The organism is Lutibacter sp. HS1-25 (assembly GCF_004121075.1).
In the GTDB taxonomy this organism is placed as follows: domain Bacteria; phylum Bacteroidota; class Bacteroidia; order Flavobacteriales; family Flavobacteriaceae; genus Lutibacter.
The window spans coordinates 54355-71230 of record NZ_RHLN01000002.1 but is presented as its reverse complement, the minus strand read 5'-3'; the positions used below and the strand labels follow the sequence as shown (position 1 = coordinate 71230).

Genomic DNA, 16876 nt, shown 5'->3' with positions numbered 1-16876 from the left:
TTTAAAATTTAAATTTAAATGAGGCTCCTGCAACTGTTTTGTTGGTAACCTCGTTTTTTATTAATTCGGGTCTAAATGATAAGTTATCGTCTATATTGTGCATTAATAAATGTGCGTTTACACTTGCCTCAATAATTTGTAAAACGTACATACCTATGGTAATTAAAATTGACAAATCTCGGTCACTTTTATAGGATTCTTGTGCGTTTTCTAGTGTAGACGACGATAAAAATGGATTTCCATTCAATCCATCATAATCATCAGGTTTTCCATTAAGTCTTAATTTGTATGCAGTGTAGTACTTGTCGTAATTTTGGTTGTTCCAAACAACAAAATAAACACCAGTTCCTAAGGCAGCATATACAATTGGAATTTTCCAATATTTTCTGTTATATGCTTGTCCTAATCCAGGTAAAACAGCAGAATAAAAGGATGCTTTAGCTGGTGAAAGTGGATTAAACTCTCGAGCTATTTTTACTTTTGCAATGGTGTCTTTTACTTTTATTTTTAAATTGTCTTGAGAAAAGCAATTGAAAATAGCTAAAGTAGTTGCAATAAAAAATAGATATAGTTGTTTTTTTAACACTATTTCAATAATTTTTTTAGACGGTTAAAATCTTCTTCAGAATGAAAAGGAATGATAATTTTTCCCTTGTCGTTACCCGATAATTTTACGTCAATTTTATGTCCAAAATACTCACTAAACGATTTGATACCAGTATTTACAAATTCAGGTACTTTTACTTCTTTAATAGTTTTTTTCTCTTTAACAACGGTTCCTTCTTTTAAGTTTTTAACCAATTCTTCGGTTTGACGAACAGATAATTTTTGTTCAATTATTTGTTCGTAAACAGCTAACTGGTCTTCAGGATTTTCAACATTAATAATTGCTCTACCGTGTCCCATAGACAAAAATCCATCTCTCATACCAGTTTGTACAATTGGATCTAATTTTAATAAACGCAAATAGTTGGTTATTGTTGAGCGTTTTTTACCAACACGCTTACTCATTTCTTCTTGCGTTAAATCAATTTCATCAATCAAACGTTGGTAAGTTAGCGCTACTTCAATAGGGTCTAAATCTTTACGTTGAATGTTTTCAACCAATGCCATTTCAAGCATTTCTTGGTCGTTGGCAATTCTAATATATGCAGGAATTGTAGTGTTTCCAATTAATTTTGAAGCTCTAAATCTTCGTTCTCCAGAAACCAACTGAAATCTATTTCCTTCTAATTTACGTACGGTAATTGGTTGAATTACACCTAACTCTTGAATAGAACTAGCCAATTCTCTAAGTGCTTCTTCGTTAAAGTAAGTTCTTGGTTGATAGGGGTTTACCTCAATAAAATCCAGTTCAATTTCAAGAATATTTCCAACAACTTTATCGGCGTTTTTATCGCTTGCTGAAGTTATGTCAGATTTAGTTTCACTTAATAAGGCAGATAATCCTCTTCCTAAAGCTTGTTTTTTAATTGCCTTTGCCATTACTATTTTGTTTTAATATTTCGTTTGCTAAATTAATATAATTAACAGCACCTTTACTAGTTGCATCGTAGGCAATAATGCTTTCGCCATAACTTGGAGCCTCGCTTAAACGTACATTTCGTTGAATAATGGTTTTAAATACCATATCTTGAAAATGTTTAGATACCTCTTCAACAACTTGGTTTGAAAGACGTAAACGAGAGTCGTACATGGTTAGTAACAAACCTTCAATATCTAAATCTGGATTGTGAATTTTTTGAATACTTTTAATAGTATTTAACAATTTACCCAAACCTTCCAAAGCAAAATATTCGCATTGAATAGGAATAATAACTGAGTCTGCAGCAACTAGTGCATTTAAAGTTATTAAGCCTAAAGAAGGGGCGCAATCAATTAAAATATAATCGTAATCATCTTTAATTTCTTGCAATATTTCTTTAAGCATAAATTCTCTATTGTTTTTGTCAACCAATTCAATTTCAATGGCTACCAAATCAATATGCGCAGGAATAATATCTACATTTGGAGACGTAGTTGCAACAATAGCTTCTTTTGCTGTTGCAGCATGTTCTAATAATTGATAGGTTCCAATTTCAACTTCATCAACAATTATACCCAACCCAGAACTTGCATTTGCTTGTGGATCGGCATCAATTAATAATACTTTTTTTTCCAAAACACCTAAGGCTGCAGCTAGATTTACTGTGGTTGTAGTTTTACCAACTCCTCCTTTTTGATTGGCGATTGCAATAATTTTTCCCATAAAATTCTATCGAATTATTTTAAGCTGTAAAAATACAATTATTTATGGTTTTTAAAAGGGAATTATGTTAACAAAGATATAAAAGAAAAGCTGCCTTAATTTTGAGTGTTTTAGGCAGCTTTTTAGTGATTTTTTTATTTTTTTACTGGAATATTTTCTAAAATTTCTAATAAAAATTTCCAAAACTTTTGCGATGATTTAATATTTGCTCTTTCATCTGGAGAATGAGCTCCTTTTATGGTTGGTCCAAATGAAATCATGTCCATTTCAGGATAATTAGTTCCTAAAATTCCACATTCTAAACCAGCGTGACAAGCTACAATATTTGCTTTGTTTTCAAAAAGTTTTTCGTAAGAGTTACTTAAAACTTTTAAAATAGGAGAGTCTATATTTGGTTTCCATCCAGGATATGAACCTCCCTTTGTTACGCTATAACCTGCTAATTCAAAAGTGGCGGTTAATGAATTTGCCAAATCCATTTTACCCGATTCTACGGATGAGCGTGTTAAACACTTAATCTCAATCAATTCATTATTTACAATTACTCTGGCTAAATTATTAGAAGTTTCAACCAATCCTTTCATGTCATTACTCATTCTATAAACACCATTATGAGTCGAGTAAATAACTTTTAATAAATTTGTTTGACTAATAGTTGTCATTACTTTTTCTGGGTTTTTACACTCAGTAATCGTAATTTCTACATTAGGATCTACAGTTTTTAATTCGGCTTTAATATCTTTAATAATATTTTTAGCTTTCTTTAAAAATGCAGATTTGGTTGAATTGTACACTGATATAATTGCGAAACTTTCTCGTGGAATAGCATTTCTAAGGCTGCCACCATTTATTTCTGAAATGCGCAAAAATGCCTGATTTTCATATAAAAAACGATTCATAATTTTGTTGGCATTTCCTAAGCCTTTATGAATGTCCATACCAGAATGCCCGCCATTTAAACCAGTTACAGCAATTGTATAACCAGTGCTGTTTGTTGGTGTATTTACTTCATTAAATGAGTTTTTAGCAGTAATATCAATACCTCCGGCACAACCTATGTCAATCTCATCATCATCTTCAGTATCTAAATTTAATAAAATTTCGCCGTTTAAATAACCAGCTTGTAGTCCCATAGCACCTGTCATACCAGTTTCTTCATCAATGGTAAATAGCGCTTCAATAGCAGGGTGTTTAATGTCTTTAGCTTCTAAAATACTCATAATTGCAGCAACTCCCAAACCGTTGTCTGCACCAAGTGTAGTTCCTTTAGCTTTTACCCATTCACCATCAATTTTCATTTCAATACCTTGCGTATCAAAATCAAAAACAGTATCTGAATTTTTTTGATGAACCATGTCTAAATGCGATTGCAATACAATGGTTTTTCGGTTTTCCATACCTTTAAAGGCAGGTTTTTTTATAATAACATTTCCAACGGAGTCAACAATGGTTTCAAGGTTTAACTTTTTTCCAAAGTCAACCATAAACTGTATTACTTTTTCTTCCTTTTTTGAGCCTCTTGGAACAGCATTTAAATCAGCAAAATTATTCCAAAGAGCTGTTGGTTCAAGTGCACGAATTTCTTTATTCATATTTTAATTCTTTAAAATTATTATGATATTTCTATCACAGTTTCATTAAGGGGTTTTCTAACTTTCTTCATGGTGCTCATTAAATCATCGCTTGCTCTAAACCCAACAGGTAGTAACAAAACAGAAGTTAAGTTTTGGGCAGTTAAATTTAATAATTCATCAATTTTAGCAGGCACAAAGCCTTCTAGTGGGCAACAGTCTATTTTTTCTAAAGCACAAACGGTCATTAAATTTCCCAATGCAATATACGCTTGGTGTTTGGCAGATAATTGTTTATCTTCAATGGTTTTGTTGTTATACATAGCTAACAATTGCGCTCTAAAATTTGCAATTGTAGATTCATCTACACCTCTAACTTCTTTTTCAAAATCAAAATAGTTGTTAATGTCTTTGGAAGTGGTGTCGTTTTCAATACATAAAACCAAAAGATGAGAAGCACTAGCAACCTGACCTTGAAAATAGCAATGTTCAACAAATTTTTCTTGTAATTCTTTATTTTGAATTACAATCATTTTTATGGGCTGTAAACCAAATGAGGTTGCGGTTAAATTAAAAGCTTTTTTTAAAGTTTCAATTTGTAGATTTGATAATGTTTTAGACGGGTCAAACTTTTTTGTAGCATATCTCCATTCTAAGCAATTAATTATGTTCATTTATTTTGATAATTTAAGCCTACAAATTTAGGCTAAATATGATAAAATTTGAGTAAAATTATGGTACTATTTTCGTAAGTTAAAGTAATTTTCTACCTTTATTTTGTTATTTAAATGCTATGAAAGAAAATTTACTTCATTTTATATGGAAACTTCAATTGTTTTCATCTAACAAATTACAATGTACAAAAAATAAAAGTATTTATATAATTGCTGCGGGTTTACACAATTTAAATTCTGGTCCAGATTTTTTAAATGCCAAAATTGAAATTGATGGACAACTTTGGGCAGGAAATGTAGAAATTCATATAAATTCTTCCGATTGGTATGCGCACAATCACGAAATGGATGAAAATTATGATTCTGTAATTTTACACGTTGTTTGGGAGCATGATGTAGCTGTTTTTAATAAATCAAATATGGCTTTGCCTACTTTAGAGTTAAAAAATATTATTTCAAAAAAGGTTTTAGAAAATTACAACGATTTGTTTAATAAAAATAAAAAATGGTTGTTTTGTGAATCGTCCATTTCTAGTATTGATAATTTTAAGCTTTCTCATTGGTATGAGCGTTTGTATTTTGAACGTTTAGAACAAAAATCGGAACGAATTAATCAACTTTTAGAAATTACAAAAAATAATTGGGAGGCTGTATTGTTTATATTGTTGGCTAAAAATTTTGGATTAAAAATTAATGGTGAAGCTTTTAATGATATTGCATCTTCTTTTGATTTTTCAATTGTTAGAAAACTGGCTAATGATCCAGCACAGTTAGAGGCTTTGTTATTTGGACAAGCAAGTTTGTTGCAAGAAAATGTGGAATCGGAGTATTTTAAAAAGTTGAAATACAATTACGAATATTTACAAGTAAAATTTCAATTAAAACCAATTGCAAAGGGACAAATACAATTTTTTAGACTGCGACCGCCAAATTTCCCAACAATTAGGTTGTCTCAATTGGCGTTATTATACCATTTACAACAAAATTTATTTTCGAAAATAATTGAAGTTAAAGCTATTGACGATTTTTACAGTTTGTTCAATGTTTCAACTTCTACATTTTGGGAAACGCATTACACTTTTGGGAAGGAATCTAAAAAAAGTATCAAAAAATTATCTAAATCTTTTGTTGATTTGCTATTGATAAATACCATACTTCCAATAAAATTTATGTATTTAAAAAAAATGGGTGAAACAGATTTTAGCGATTTACTAACCGTTTTAGAACATATTAAACCCGAAAAAAATACGATTATTTCTAATTTTAATGAGTTAAAAATTAAATCAAAAAGTGCTTTTGAAACGCAGGCTTTATTGCAATTAAAAAATGAATATTGTAACAATCAACTTTGTTTAGAATGTGAAATAGGTAAGGAGTTGCTAGAAAGATAGGGTTTACTTTTGAAGTAGGAAGTCTGTTGACTTAAGTTGAAGTGATACTTATCAATAGTGAATAATGAATAATGAATAATGAAAAATTAATGATTAATGATTAAAAGAGAGTAAGAAAAGCACCGTCATCTCGCACTTGATGCGAGATCTTTTTAATTGAAGTTTTGTGCTAATTTTAACCCACGTGTCATTTGGCTCTATCACTAATGAAAAATGAATAATTAAAAGAGAATAACAAAAACTACGTCATCTCGCACTTGATGCGAGATCTGTTCCTTAGTGTTCTAAATCAATTTTCAGTATAGCTAACAAAAGTCCAATCTTAAGAGCTGAATTGAGCATTGTTGAAGTGAAAACCAAAACTAACCTTTTGGATACCAATCGCTTAATCTAACTTCAATATTTTTGTTTTGATCGTTTACCATTTTTTTAAATGCTTCAATATTGCTAAATCCATCGCTTCCTCGGTAATGGTATGGATAAACAATTTTTGGTTGAAATGCTAAAACAGCACTTGCAGCTTGTTCAATTGTCATTGTATAAGGTAAATTCATACAAACAAAAGCAACATCAATATTTTGTAAATTTCGCATTTCTATAATATCTTCTGTATCGCCCGAAATGTAAATTTTGGCATTGTCTATGGTTAAAATGTATCCATTTCCTCGTCCTTTCGGATGCTTTTTACTTGGTGGGTTTTCGGGTAAATTATACATTGGCAGCGCTTCTATAAAAATATCAAATCTATGCACACCCTGACCGTTATTTAAAACTGTAATTTTCGATTTGTATTTTTCAGAAATTTGATCATAAACAGCCTGTGGTGTAATAAAAATAGTTTTTGAAGTGTCTATAGAATCTAAGGTAGTTTCATCTAAATGATCACGGTGAATGTCTGTTATTAAAATAATATCTGGTGATTTGATGTTTTCATAATTTTTTTCACCTCCGTATGGGTCTATATAAATAGTCGTATTTTGGTATGTTAAAACCAAACTTCCATGTAAAATTGGTTGAATTTGAACACTTCCATTTTTTGTATTTAAAACACTAACATTTTGAGAAAGCATTAAAAATTTGAATGAAAATAAAAATAATAAAGTGAAAATTGCTTTCATAAAAAGATGTAATTTTTCACTAAAATAGATTTTTTTTTAAAAACTTAAGTTTGAAATTAAAATTAGTTATTATAAAAATCTTTTACCCAAGCAACTATTTGATTTTCAGAAATGCTGTCTGAATTAAAAACACCTAACAATTTATCGGCTATTTGTTTGTTGTTTTGAATCTCTGTTTGAAATTGAATTTTCATAGTTGAAGGTCCAAAAAGTACTACCGAGTTGCAATTGGAAATTTCTTTTAATAAATTTTTAAAATACAAATTGGTTTGCTCTTTTTGCCGATTCTCTTTGTTTTTTTCATAAGTAATGTATTGCCCGCCAAACCTTCCGTATTTTTTGCTTTCGCCAGGAATTCTTTCTCTAAAATCAATGTTAGATTCAATTTTTTTTATTGAAGGTTCTTTTGATGAAAGTTTTACGATTATCGCTTGATTTGAGTCTATCCAAATTCCAATATTTTTTTTCATAATTGAAGATTTTAATGATTTTACAATTGAGGTAAAAGTTTGGTCTTGAACTGCTTATTAAAGTTACAAAAAAAAACGACTGATTTTTAGTTAATTAAAAAAAGGTTGTAACAATTTTGTTACAACCTTTTTTTAAAGAATTTTTAAATTGTTTTTTAAAAACAATATTTGTTTTCGCTAATAACTTTTTGTGCAATAAAATTTCTTAAAATTATTGGATTTGGATTGTTTACATATTTTGTAAAACGTTTTAATCCCATAAGTAACATACGTTGTTCATCTCCTTCTGAGAAGTATAAAATAGCTTCTTTACCCATATTTGCAGATTTTTCTACAGCATTGTATAAGTTTAATTTAGCCATTGCAATTTGATATTCAGCTTCTTTTTCTGAAGTTAATTTCGCTAATTTTTCAGCTTTTAAGATGGCAGATTCAGCCATGTAAATCTCAATTAAAATTTCAGCGGAAGCCAATACCAATTGTTGATGATTTTCTAAATCCATTCCGTAATTTTCAACAGCTTTACCAGTAATCATTAAAAATAACTTTTTCAATTTGTCAATCATTGCCTTTTCTTCCGAAAGTACTTCTGAAAAATCAGGTATATCAAATGATGGTATTCCCATTAAACTTTTACCAACTTCCATAGCAGGAGTAATTAAATCCATTTCTCCTTTCATGGCTTTTTTAAGTAACATTCCAACAGTTAATAATCTGTTTATTTCATTGGTTCCTTCGTAAATTCTTGTGATACGGGCATCTCTCCAGGCACTTTCCATAGGAGTATCTTTTGAAAATCCCATACCTCCAAATATTTGTATACCTTCATCTGAAACAAATTGAGAAACTTCAGAACCATAAACTTTTAAAATGGCACACTCAATTGCATATTCTTGAAATGCGGCCAATTCAGCTTCTTGATGTGGTTTTCCTTCGGCTAATAAAGCATCAATCATATTTTGTATGTCTTTTGCTGCTCTGTAAACACCTGCATCAATGGTAAATGATTTTGTACTCATTTCGCCTAATTTTTTTTGAATAGCACCAAAACTAGCAATAGCAGTGTTAAATTGTTTACGTTCATTGGCATATTTAACCGATTGCGTAACAATTCTTCTGCTGGCATCTAAACAAGCGGCTCCCAATTTTATACGACCAACATTTAATGAGTTCATGGCAATTTTAAAACCTTGACCACGTGTTGATAACATATTCTCAACCGGAATTACTGTATCATTAAAAAATACTTGTCGTGTTGATGATGCGTGAATACCAAGTTTTTTTTCTTCTTCGCCAAGTGTAACACCATTTGGATTGTTTTTGTCGAATTCCATAATAAAAGCAGTAATATTTTTATCATTTTCAATACGTGCAAAAACAATAAAAATTTCAGCAAAACCAGCATTTGAAATCCACATTTTTTGACCGTTAATTTTGTAAGATTTCCCATCGTCACTTAAAGTTGCAGTGGTTTTTCCAGAATTGGCATCGCTACCAGCACCAGGTTCGGTTAAACAATAAGCACCAAATTTTTGGCCAGCAGTTAATATTGGCAAATATTTTTGTTTTTGATCTTCAGTACCGTATAAAAATATTGGCATAGTTCCAATACCTGTATGTGCGCCATAAGCTGTACCAACAGAGCCTGTTGCTGATGAAATATAATCTGTAACCAAAATTGTTGAAACAAATCCCATACCAATGCCGCCATATTGTTCAGGAATAGAAACGCCCAAAAAGCCCATGTCACCAGCTTTACGCATTACTTCTTCAGTTAGGGCATAATCTTTATTTTCAAAACGTTCTTTATTTGGCCAAATTTCACGATCTACAAAATCAACGACCGCTTCTTTCATCATTTTTTGTTCTTCAGTAAAATCTTCGGAAATAAAAATATGATCCGATTTAATTTCTTTGATTAGGAATTCTCCTCCTTTAATTGTTGCCATTTTTAGTCTCCTTTTATTCCCGAATTGGGAAAATTTCTACAGGAGAAAAGTAGTTTTTTTAGTTAGACTTTTATTTAATTCCCTCCCTTTGGGAGGGTTAGGGTGGGATTATTTCAACAACTCATAAACACCAGCCGCGCCTTGTCCCGTTCCAACACACATGGTTACAATACCATATTTGTTTTTGCGTCTGCGCATTTCATTTAATAACTGAACCGATAATTTAGCACCTGTACAACCAAGTGGATGCCCTAAGGCAATTGCGCCACCATTAACATTTACAATTTCTAGGTTGATATTTAACTCGCGTATAACTGCCAGTGATTGCGATGCAAAAGCTTCGTTTAATTCAATTAAGTCAATATCGTTTAAATTTAAATTGGCTTGTTTTAATGCCTTAGGAATGGCTTTTACAGGACCAATCCCCATAATACGAGGCTCAACACCCACTGCAGCAAAAGAAACCAAACGCGCAATAGGTTCAATATTTAATTCCTTTACCATTTCTTCGCTCATGACCAATAAAAAGGCTGCGCCATCACTCATTTGAGATGAGTTTCCAGCAGTTACACTTCCGTCTGCAGCAAAAACAGGTCTTAATTTTGCCAATGCTTCTAATGAAGTTCCTTTTCTTGGGCCTTCATCAACAGAAACAGTATAATTTTTAGTTTGTTTTTTACCGTTTTCATCTAAAAAAATATTTTCAATAGTAATTGGAACAATATCCTTTTCAAATTTATTTTGGGCTTGTGCTTCCAATGCTTTCATATGAGATTTAAAAGAAAATTCGTCTTGATCTTCTCTAGAAACATTGAATTGTTTTGCAACTGCTTCGGCTGTTAAACCCATTCCCCAATAATAATCTTCGTGTCCTTCTTTGGCCGATTTATAATTTGGAACAGGGCGGTAACCACCCATAGGAATATAACTCATACTTTCAACCCCACCTGCAATAATGCAATCTGCCATTCCGCTTTGTATTTTAGCCGCTGCAATGGCAACTGTTTCCAATCCTGAAGCACAATATCTATTGACTGTCATTCCTGGAACATCCTCAATTTTTAATCCCATTAATGAAACTAATCGCCCCATATTTAAGCCTTGTTCAGCTTCAGGCATTGCGTTTCCAACAATAACATCGTCTATACGTTTTTTGTCTAATTGTGGAAAATCTTTTAATAAATATTCAATAGTTTCAGCAGCCAGTTCATCAGGTCTTTTAAACCTAAAAACCCCTTTTGGCGCTTTGCCAACTGCTGTTCTGTATCCTTGTACTATATATGCTGTTTTCATCTTTCCTATCCCTAACCCTTTCCTAAGGAAAGGGAATTTTATGGGTTATTTTTTTAGTAGTTATACATTATATCCTTATTAACTCCTTCCCTTCGGGAAGGCTGGGATGGGAAACTTAGTTACGTAACGGTTTCCCTGTTTTTAACATATGTTCAATACGTTCCAGTGTTTTTCGCTCAGTCATTAAACTCATAAAAGCTTCGCGTTCTAGGTCTAGTAAATATTGTTCAGATACATAAGTTGGTTCGGATAAATCGCCACCAGACATAACGTACCCTAATTTATTCGCTATTTTTTTATCGTGTTCAGATGCATAATGACCTTTTTGTAAACTATCTGTTCCCACTAAAAACATTCCCAAAGCTTGCTGACCGTAAACCAATACCTTTTTAGGTGTTGGTTGGGTATAACCATCTTCCAACATTTGAATTGCATGGCGTTTTGCTGTGGCAATTTGTCGGTCTTTATTAACAACTACAATGTCTTTATGTTCTTTAAAAAATCCTAAATCATAAGCCTCATGTGCCGAAGTTGCTACTTTTGCCATAGCTACGTTTATAAAATAATCACGTAGTTTATTCAATTTAACATCATCTTTTAACAATCCTTCAGAAGCTCTTAAAGCCATTTCTTTTGAACCAGCGCCACCTGGAATAATTCCAACCCCAAATTCAACCAAACCAATATAAGTTTCGGCAGCCGCAATAACTTTGTCAGCGTGCATACTCATTTCACAAGCACCACCAAAAGTATATCCGTGTGGGGCAATAATAGTAGGGCAAGATGAGTAACGCAGGCGCATTACGGTGTCTTGAAAATATTTTACAGAGAAATTTAATTCGTCATATTCTTGTTCAACAGCCATCATAAAAGCCATGGCTAAGTTGGCACCAACAGAGAAGTTTGGACCTTGATTTCCTAAAATTACGGCATCATATTCGGTTTCGGCTAAATCAATACCTTTGTTAATAGCTTGTAAAACTTCGCCACCCAAAGTGTTCATTTTAGATTGAAATTCTACATTTAACACACCATTTCCTAAATGTTGAATAGAAGCACCTGCATTTGACCAAATGGTTTTGGCTTCTCTTATATTGTCTAAAATAATAAAACTATCCTGACCAGGAATTTTTTCTTGTTTTTTTGAAGGAATTGCATAATAATATTTAGCACCTTCTTTAACAGTGTAAAACGATTTATTTCCTGCAGCCAACATTTCAGTTACCCAATTGGCAACAGGAATGTTTTCGGCTTGCATGAGTTCAATTCCTTTTTCAACACCAATGGCGTCCCAAATTTGAAAAGGTCCGTGTTCCCAGCCAAAACCAGCTTTCATAGCATCATCTAAACGGTACAATTCATCAGAAATTTCAGGAATTCTATTTTGAACATAACCAAACATTGCTGCAAAATTCTTTCTGTAAAATTCGCCAGCTTTGTCTTTTCCTTTTATCAAAATTTTAAATCGGTCAATAACTTTATCAATGGTTTTGGTCATTTCTAAAGTGGCAAATTTTGCTCTTTTATTTGAGCGATATGTTAAGGTTTCTAAATCTAAAGAAAGGATGTTTTTTTTGCCGTTTTCAACAACCATTTTGTAAAAACCTTGTTTGGTTTTACTTCCCAATAACTTGTTTTCCATCATTTTATCAATGAAAGTTGGGAGCTTAAACAATTCATGGGCTTCGTCATTTGGGCAATTTTCGTAAATACCGTTTGCAACATGAACTAAGGTATCTAAACCAACAACATCAACGGTTCTAAAAGTGGCAGATTTTGGTCGTCCAATAACAGGTCCGGTTAATTTATCTACTTCTTCAACAGTTAAACCCAATTCTTTTACCTGATGAAATAAACTCATAATACCAAAAATTCCTACTCTGTTTCCAATAAAAGCAGGTGTGTCTTTTGCTAAAACCGACGTTTTACCCAAAAACTTTTCACCATATTTCATTAAAAAGTCGGTAACTTCAGCTTTGCAATTTGGACCAGGAACTACTTCAAATAATTTTAAATAACGAGGTGGGTTAAAAAAATGAGTTACGGCAAAATGCTGTTGAAAATCTTCACTTCGACCTTCATTCATAAATTTAATAGGAATACCAGATGTGTTTGATGTTATTAAAGTACCAGGTGTTCTGTGTTTTTCAATTTTTTCAAAAACCGATTTTTTAATATCTAAACGCTCAATAACCACCTCAATAATCCAGTCAACATTTTTAATGTTTTGTATATCGTCTTCTAAATTTCCAGTTGTAATTCTAGCTGTAAATTTTTGATTGTAAATTGGTGAAGGTTTTGATTTTAGTGCAGCGGTTAAACTGTCGTTCACCAATCTATTGCGAACAATTTTGCTTTCAATTGTAAGTCCTTTTGCTTTTTCAACATCATTTAATTCACGGGGAACAATGTCGAGTAACAAAACTTCTACACCAATATTTGCAAAATGGCATGCAATACCTGATCCCATAATTCCAGAACCTATAACTGCAACTTTTTTAATTGGTCGTTTCATATTATATTTATTTAGTAGTTTCTAATTCAAAAATTGATTTATCTGCAATTAATTTATTAATAGTTTGTGTCACTTCAAAAAAGTGATTTATTTTTTCTTCAGAAATATGTTCTCTTACTTTTTCATTAAACTGCAATACATGGGCTTTAGAAATGTTTCTTTTTTCAATGCCAAATTCAGTTAACTTTATCAATACACCTCTGCCGTCATTTGGGTTTTTTTCTCTATAAATAGCGCCCTTTTCTTCCATGTTTTTTAAAATTCGAGATAAGCTGGTTGGCTCCATTCCCATAAGCGGACCCAATGATGTAGAAGGTGTTCCATGTTCAATATCTATAGTTAATAGTACAAACGCCATGGCCATTGTACTGTCGTATTTTATAGCCTGTTCATTGTACATTTTAGCAACCGCTTGCCAAGTTGCTCTAAGTACATAATCTAATGTTTTTTGTTTGTGCATGTATCAAATATATAAAAAAAATACTATGCACGCATAATATATATATGAAATTTGTATGTCTTTGAAATTTTGTTTGTTTATTAAAAAAAAAATGGATAAGTTTAAAAATAAATCGCAAACTAAAAATTATGGCTACAAAAGAACTTATAGGGAAAATTATTATTCAAGAAAATATTGATACTGTTGATGCAAATAAATTACCAAATACATTTGTTATTAACGTGCCTGATCCATACAAAAATTATTATGGAAGGTTTACAGATGTTGAAAAGCCAACCTCTATTATTTTTGTAACTAAAAAGCCAAATTCATTTGAAAAAATATTGCGCGTAACAGCAAAAATCAATGAAAAGTACGATTTAGATATTGATGGTGCCAAGTGTGAAATTAGAATTGGGGATAGAATATTAAATGGTGTAAGGGTAAAAGGCATTTCTAGATATCCAGATATTTTACAAATTCAACAATATTACGCAGATGAAGGTTACGTTTTTGCCAATAGTGAAAAGTTTCATGATAAAGATGCAATTATACGTGTAAATCGTTTTTTTAATATTAACAAGTTAGAAAAAGGTATTTATGAGTCTAAAGACGAAGCCAATGTTTTTTACATTGAAGTGCCAAGATATATGACTTGGGAAGAGTTTAGAACTTTAACTTTTGAAGTAAAACACAACGTACCAGACAATAGTTACGATATTGCCAAAGGTATTTTTTATAAAAAAGGTGGTATTGTAGAAATGTTACGTATTGTTAGACCAAATGCATCTGTTGAGTTTTTAAAAACAATTCAAAAAAAATATATTGATAGACTTTAAAAAAATAGTTAAAAACAATCTTAATTTAAAAAAATAATAATTTTAGATTCGTTCTTCGAAAAAATAAATAAATGGAAAATATTTTAACGATTGATAGTGTTTGTAAAAACTATGGTGATTTTACAGCACTAAACAACGTTTCTATTTCAGTACCAAAAGGAAGTGTGTTTGGACTTTTAGGACCAAATGGTGCAGGAAAAACCTCATTAATTAGAATCATAAACCAAATTACCTTACCCGACAGTGGTAAGGTAATTTTAGATGGAGAAGATTTAAATCCACATCATATTAAAAATATTGGTTATTTGCCAGAAGAAAGAGGCTTGTACAAAAGTATGAAAGTTGGTGAGCAAGCTATGTATTTGGCGCAACTTAAAGGTTTATCTCATTCTGAAGCTAAAAAACGACTCAAATATTGGTTTGAAAAGTTTGAAATTAGCGATTGGTGGAATAAAAAAATACAAGAACTTTCTAAAGGAATGGCACAAAAAGTACAGTTTATTGTAACTGTTATGCACAATCCAAAATTGTTGATTTTTGACGAACCCTTTAGTGGTTTTGACCCTATAAATGCCAACTTAATAAAAGATGAAATTTTACAATTACGGGATGAAGGTGCTACTATTATATTTTCAACCCATAGAATGGAATCTGTTGAAGAGTTGTGCGATCATATTGCTTTAATAAATAAGTCTAATAAAATTTTAGATGGAAAGTTAAACGATATAAAACAGCAATTTAAAACCAATCAGTTTGAGGTTGGACTGTCTTGTAATAATTGCGAAAGTCTTTTGAAAGAAATAAATGCTAAATTTATTACCAAAAGTATAAAATCCATTGCCTTTAATGAAAACATACGACTATTGGTAAGTTTAAAAAATGATGAAACCTCAAATGATTTAATTCAGTTTTTAAATAACAAAGCACAAATAACTCATTTTACCGAGGTGATTCCAAGTGCAAATGATATATTTTTAAAAGCAGTTTCGAATAATTAATCATTTTCAATTTATAATTCGAAATTGATAATTAAATTTTTTAAGGTCTAAAAATGAATAAATTAAAATTAATTGTAAAACGAGAGTTTTTTGCAAAGGTTAAAAATAAATCATTTATTATTTTAACAATATTAAGTCCATTATTAATGGTTGGACTTATGTTGTTGATTGTTTTTTTAAATAAACAAAATAGCCAAGAAATTAAATCAATAGCTTATGTTGATGAATCGGTTCTTTTGACTTCAGTATTTACAGATTCTGAGAATATGAAGTTTGTAAACCTAACAGATTTAGGTATTAGTGAAGCTAAAAATATAACAAAAGACAATTATGAAGGATTGGTGTACATTCCAAAAAGTGAGTCATTAAATTCACTTTCAGAAGGTGTTGAATATTTTTCTGTAGATGCACCAAGTATCAATCTTTTAAATCAAATAGAGTATAGGTTAGAAAAAGGGATTAGAGATTTAAAAATAGCTGAACTGCAGGTTGATGTTGATAAAATTAAAGGAGCAGACACAAAAGTTTTTATCATTTCCGAAAATTTTTCAGGAGAGAAATCTTCAAAAATGGGAAGTGTTTTAAGGATGTTGGTAGGTGGTGCTTTTGGCTATTTAATTTTTATGTTTATTATAATTTATGGCACATCTGTAATGCGAAGTGTTATTGAAGAAAAAACAAGCAGAATTATTGAAGTTATTATTTCATCAGTAAAGCCTTTTCAGTTAATGTTAGGTAAAATTTTAGGGAATGCTTTAGCAGGTATTTTACAATTTGTTATTTGGGCAATTTCATTGTTGCTACTGTGGTCTGTAATTACATTTGTATTTGGTCAGGAACCTGCCAGTTCAAGTGCTGCAATTGGAAGTTTAAATCCTGAAATGGCTCAGCATGTTGAAGGGTCTTCTATTTCAGATATTCAAACAATTTTGGCTGAAATAAGCAATTTGCCACTTTTCACAATGATATTTTCATTTATCTTTTACTTTTTAGGTGGATATTTAATTTATAGTTCAATTTATGCAGCTATTGGGGCTGCAGTTGATAGCGAAACCGACACGCAACAATTTATGATGCCTGTTTTAATGCCTTTAATTATAGCTATTTATGTAGGTTTTTCTGTTATTGAAAATCCACATGGGCCAATTGCCATTGGTTTTTCATTATTTCCGTTAACATCACCAATTGTAATGCTAATGCGCATTCCGTTTGGTGTACCTTGGTGGCAAATAATAGTTTCTATGTTTTTATTAATCGTTACATTTTTAGCAATCGTTTGGTTTGCTGCTAAAATTTATAGAGTAGGAATCTTAATGTATGGAAAAAAACCAAGTTATAAAGAATTGTATAAATGGTTAAAATATTAAAATA

General features: G+C 31.1%; 15 protein-coding genes. 4 read left to right on the top strand and 11 right to left on the bottom strand.

Annotation, left to right across the window (positions count from 1 at the left end; all coding sequences use genetic code 11):
* Window position 1 precedes the first annotated feature (1 nt).
* The 5 genes from EC396_RS01750 to EC396_RS01730 all read right to left on the bottom strand — a co-directional run bounded on the left by EC396_RS01750 (window position 2) and on the right by EC396_RS01730 (window position 4493).
* Window positions 2–586, bottom strand: a complete 585-nt coding sequence (locus tag EC396_RS01750) for a DUF5683 domain-containing protein (protein WP_164975179.1) — start codon at window positions 584–586, stop codon at window positions 2–4.
* Window positions 586–1485, bottom strand: a complete 900-nt coding sequence (locus tag EC396_RS01745) for a ParB/RepB/Spo0J family partition protein (RefSeq protein ID WP_129364982.1) — start codon at window positions 1483–1485, stop codon at window positions 586–588. Before EC396_RS01745 ends, EC396_RS01750 begins: the two co-directional genes overlap by 1 nt.
* Window positions 1469–2248 (bottom strand): ParA family protein, encoded by a 780-nt coding sequence (locus EC396_RS01740; RefSeq protein ID WP_129364981.1) that lies wholly within the window; start codon window positions 2246–2248, stop codon window positions 1469–1471. Before EC396_RS01740 ends, EC396_RS01745 begins: the two co-directional genes overlap by 17 nt.
* A gap of 134 nt (window positions 2249–2382) precedes the next feature.
* Complete coding sequence (locus EC396_RS01735) at window positions 2383–3840, bottom strand: aminoacyl-histidine dipeptidase (RefSeq protein WP_129364980.1); 1458 nt, start codon at window positions 3838–3840, stop codon at window positions 2383–2385.
* 20 nt (window positions 3841–3860) lie between these two features.
* Window positions 3861–4493, bottom strand: a complete 633-nt coding sequence (locus tag EC396_RS01730) for an NAD(P)H-dependent oxidoreductase (protein WP_129364979.1) — start codon at window positions 4491–4493, stop codon at window positions 3861–3863.
* Window positions 4494–4612: 119 nt separating this feature from the next.
* Between EC396_RS01730 and EC396_RS01725 the strand changes: the two genes are divergently transcribed.
* The gene (locus tag EC396_RS01725; RefSeq protein ID WP_129364978.1) at window positions 4613–5884 is read left to right on the top strand and encodes a DUF2851 family protein; all 1272 of its coding nucleotides are present in this window, start codon (window positions 4613–4615) and stop codon (window positions 5882–5884) included.
* Window positions 5885–6246: 362 nt separating this feature from the next.
* Here EC396_RS01725 and EC396_RS01720 read toward each other — a convergent pair whose 3' ends face one another.
* The 6 genes from EC396_RS01720 to EC396_RS01695 form a co-directional block, all read right to left on the bottom strand.
* Entirely contained in the window at window positions 6247–7002 is a 756-nt protein-coding gene (locus tag EC396_RS01720; RefSeq protein ID WP_129364977.1) for an MBL fold metallo-hydrolase, read from the bottom strand.
* Between the two features lie 62 nt (window positions 7003–7064).
* On the bottom strand, window positions 7065–7472 hold the full coding sequence (locus tag EC396_RS01715; RefSeq protein ID WP_129364976.1) for a hypothetical protein: 408 nt from the start codon (window positions 7470–7472) through the stop codon (window positions 7065–7067).
* A gap of 155 nt (window positions 7473–7627) precedes the next feature.
* Entirely contained in the window at window positions 7628–9421 is a 1794-nt protein-coding gene (locus EC396_RS01710) for an acyl-CoA dehydrogenase family protein (RefSeq protein ID WP_129364975.1), read from the bottom strand.
* 108 nt (window positions 9422–9529) lie between these two features.
* Complete coding sequence (locus EC396_RS01705; RefSeq protein WP_129364974.1) at window positions 9530–10714, bottom strand: acetyl-CoA C-acyltransferase; 1185 nt, start codon at window positions 10712–10714, stop codon at window positions 9530–9532.
* 115 nt (window positions 10715–10829) lie between these two features.
* Window positions 10830–13229 carry a 3-hydroxyacyl-CoA dehydrogenase/enoyl-CoA hydratase family protein gene (locus EC396_RS01700; RefSeq protein ID WP_129364973.1) on the bottom strand — a complete coding sequence of 800 codons (2400 nt, stop codon included), beginning with the start codon at window positions 13227–13229 and terminating at the stop codon, window positions 10830–10832.
* Window positions 13230–13236: 7 nt separating this feature from the next.
* On the bottom strand, window positions 13237–13689 hold the full coding sequence (locus EC396_RS01695; protein WP_129364972.1) for a MarR family winged helix-turn-helix transcriptional regulator: 453 nt from the start codon (window positions 13687–13689) through the stop codon (window positions 13237–13239).
* A 128-nt stretch (window positions 13690–13817) separates the two neighbouring features.
* On the opposite strand from EC396_RS01695, the gene EC396_RS01690 reads away from it, so the two are divergent.
* The 3 genes from EC396_RS01690 (at window position 13818) to EC396_RS01680 (ending at window position 16872) form a co-directional block, all read left to right on the top strand.
* A complete protein-coding gene (locus EC396_RS01690; protein ID WP_129364971.1) occupies window positions 13818–14507 on the top strand; it encodes a hypothetical protein in 690 nt (229 codons plus the stop codon).
* 71 nt (window positions 14508–14578) lie between these two features.
* On the top strand, window positions 14579–15505 hold the full coding sequence (locus EC396_RS01685; RefSeq protein ID WP_129364970.1) for an ABC transporter ATP-binding protein: 927 nt from the start codon (window positions 14579–14581) through the stop codon (window positions 15503–15505).
* A 53-nt stretch (window positions 15506–15558) separates the two neighbouring features.
* A complete protein-coding gene (locus EC396_RS01680; protein WP_129364969.1) occupies window positions 15559–16872 on the top strand; it encodes an ABC transporter permease in 1314 nt (437 codons plus the stop codon).
* Window positions 16873–16876: the final 4 nt, after the last annotated feature.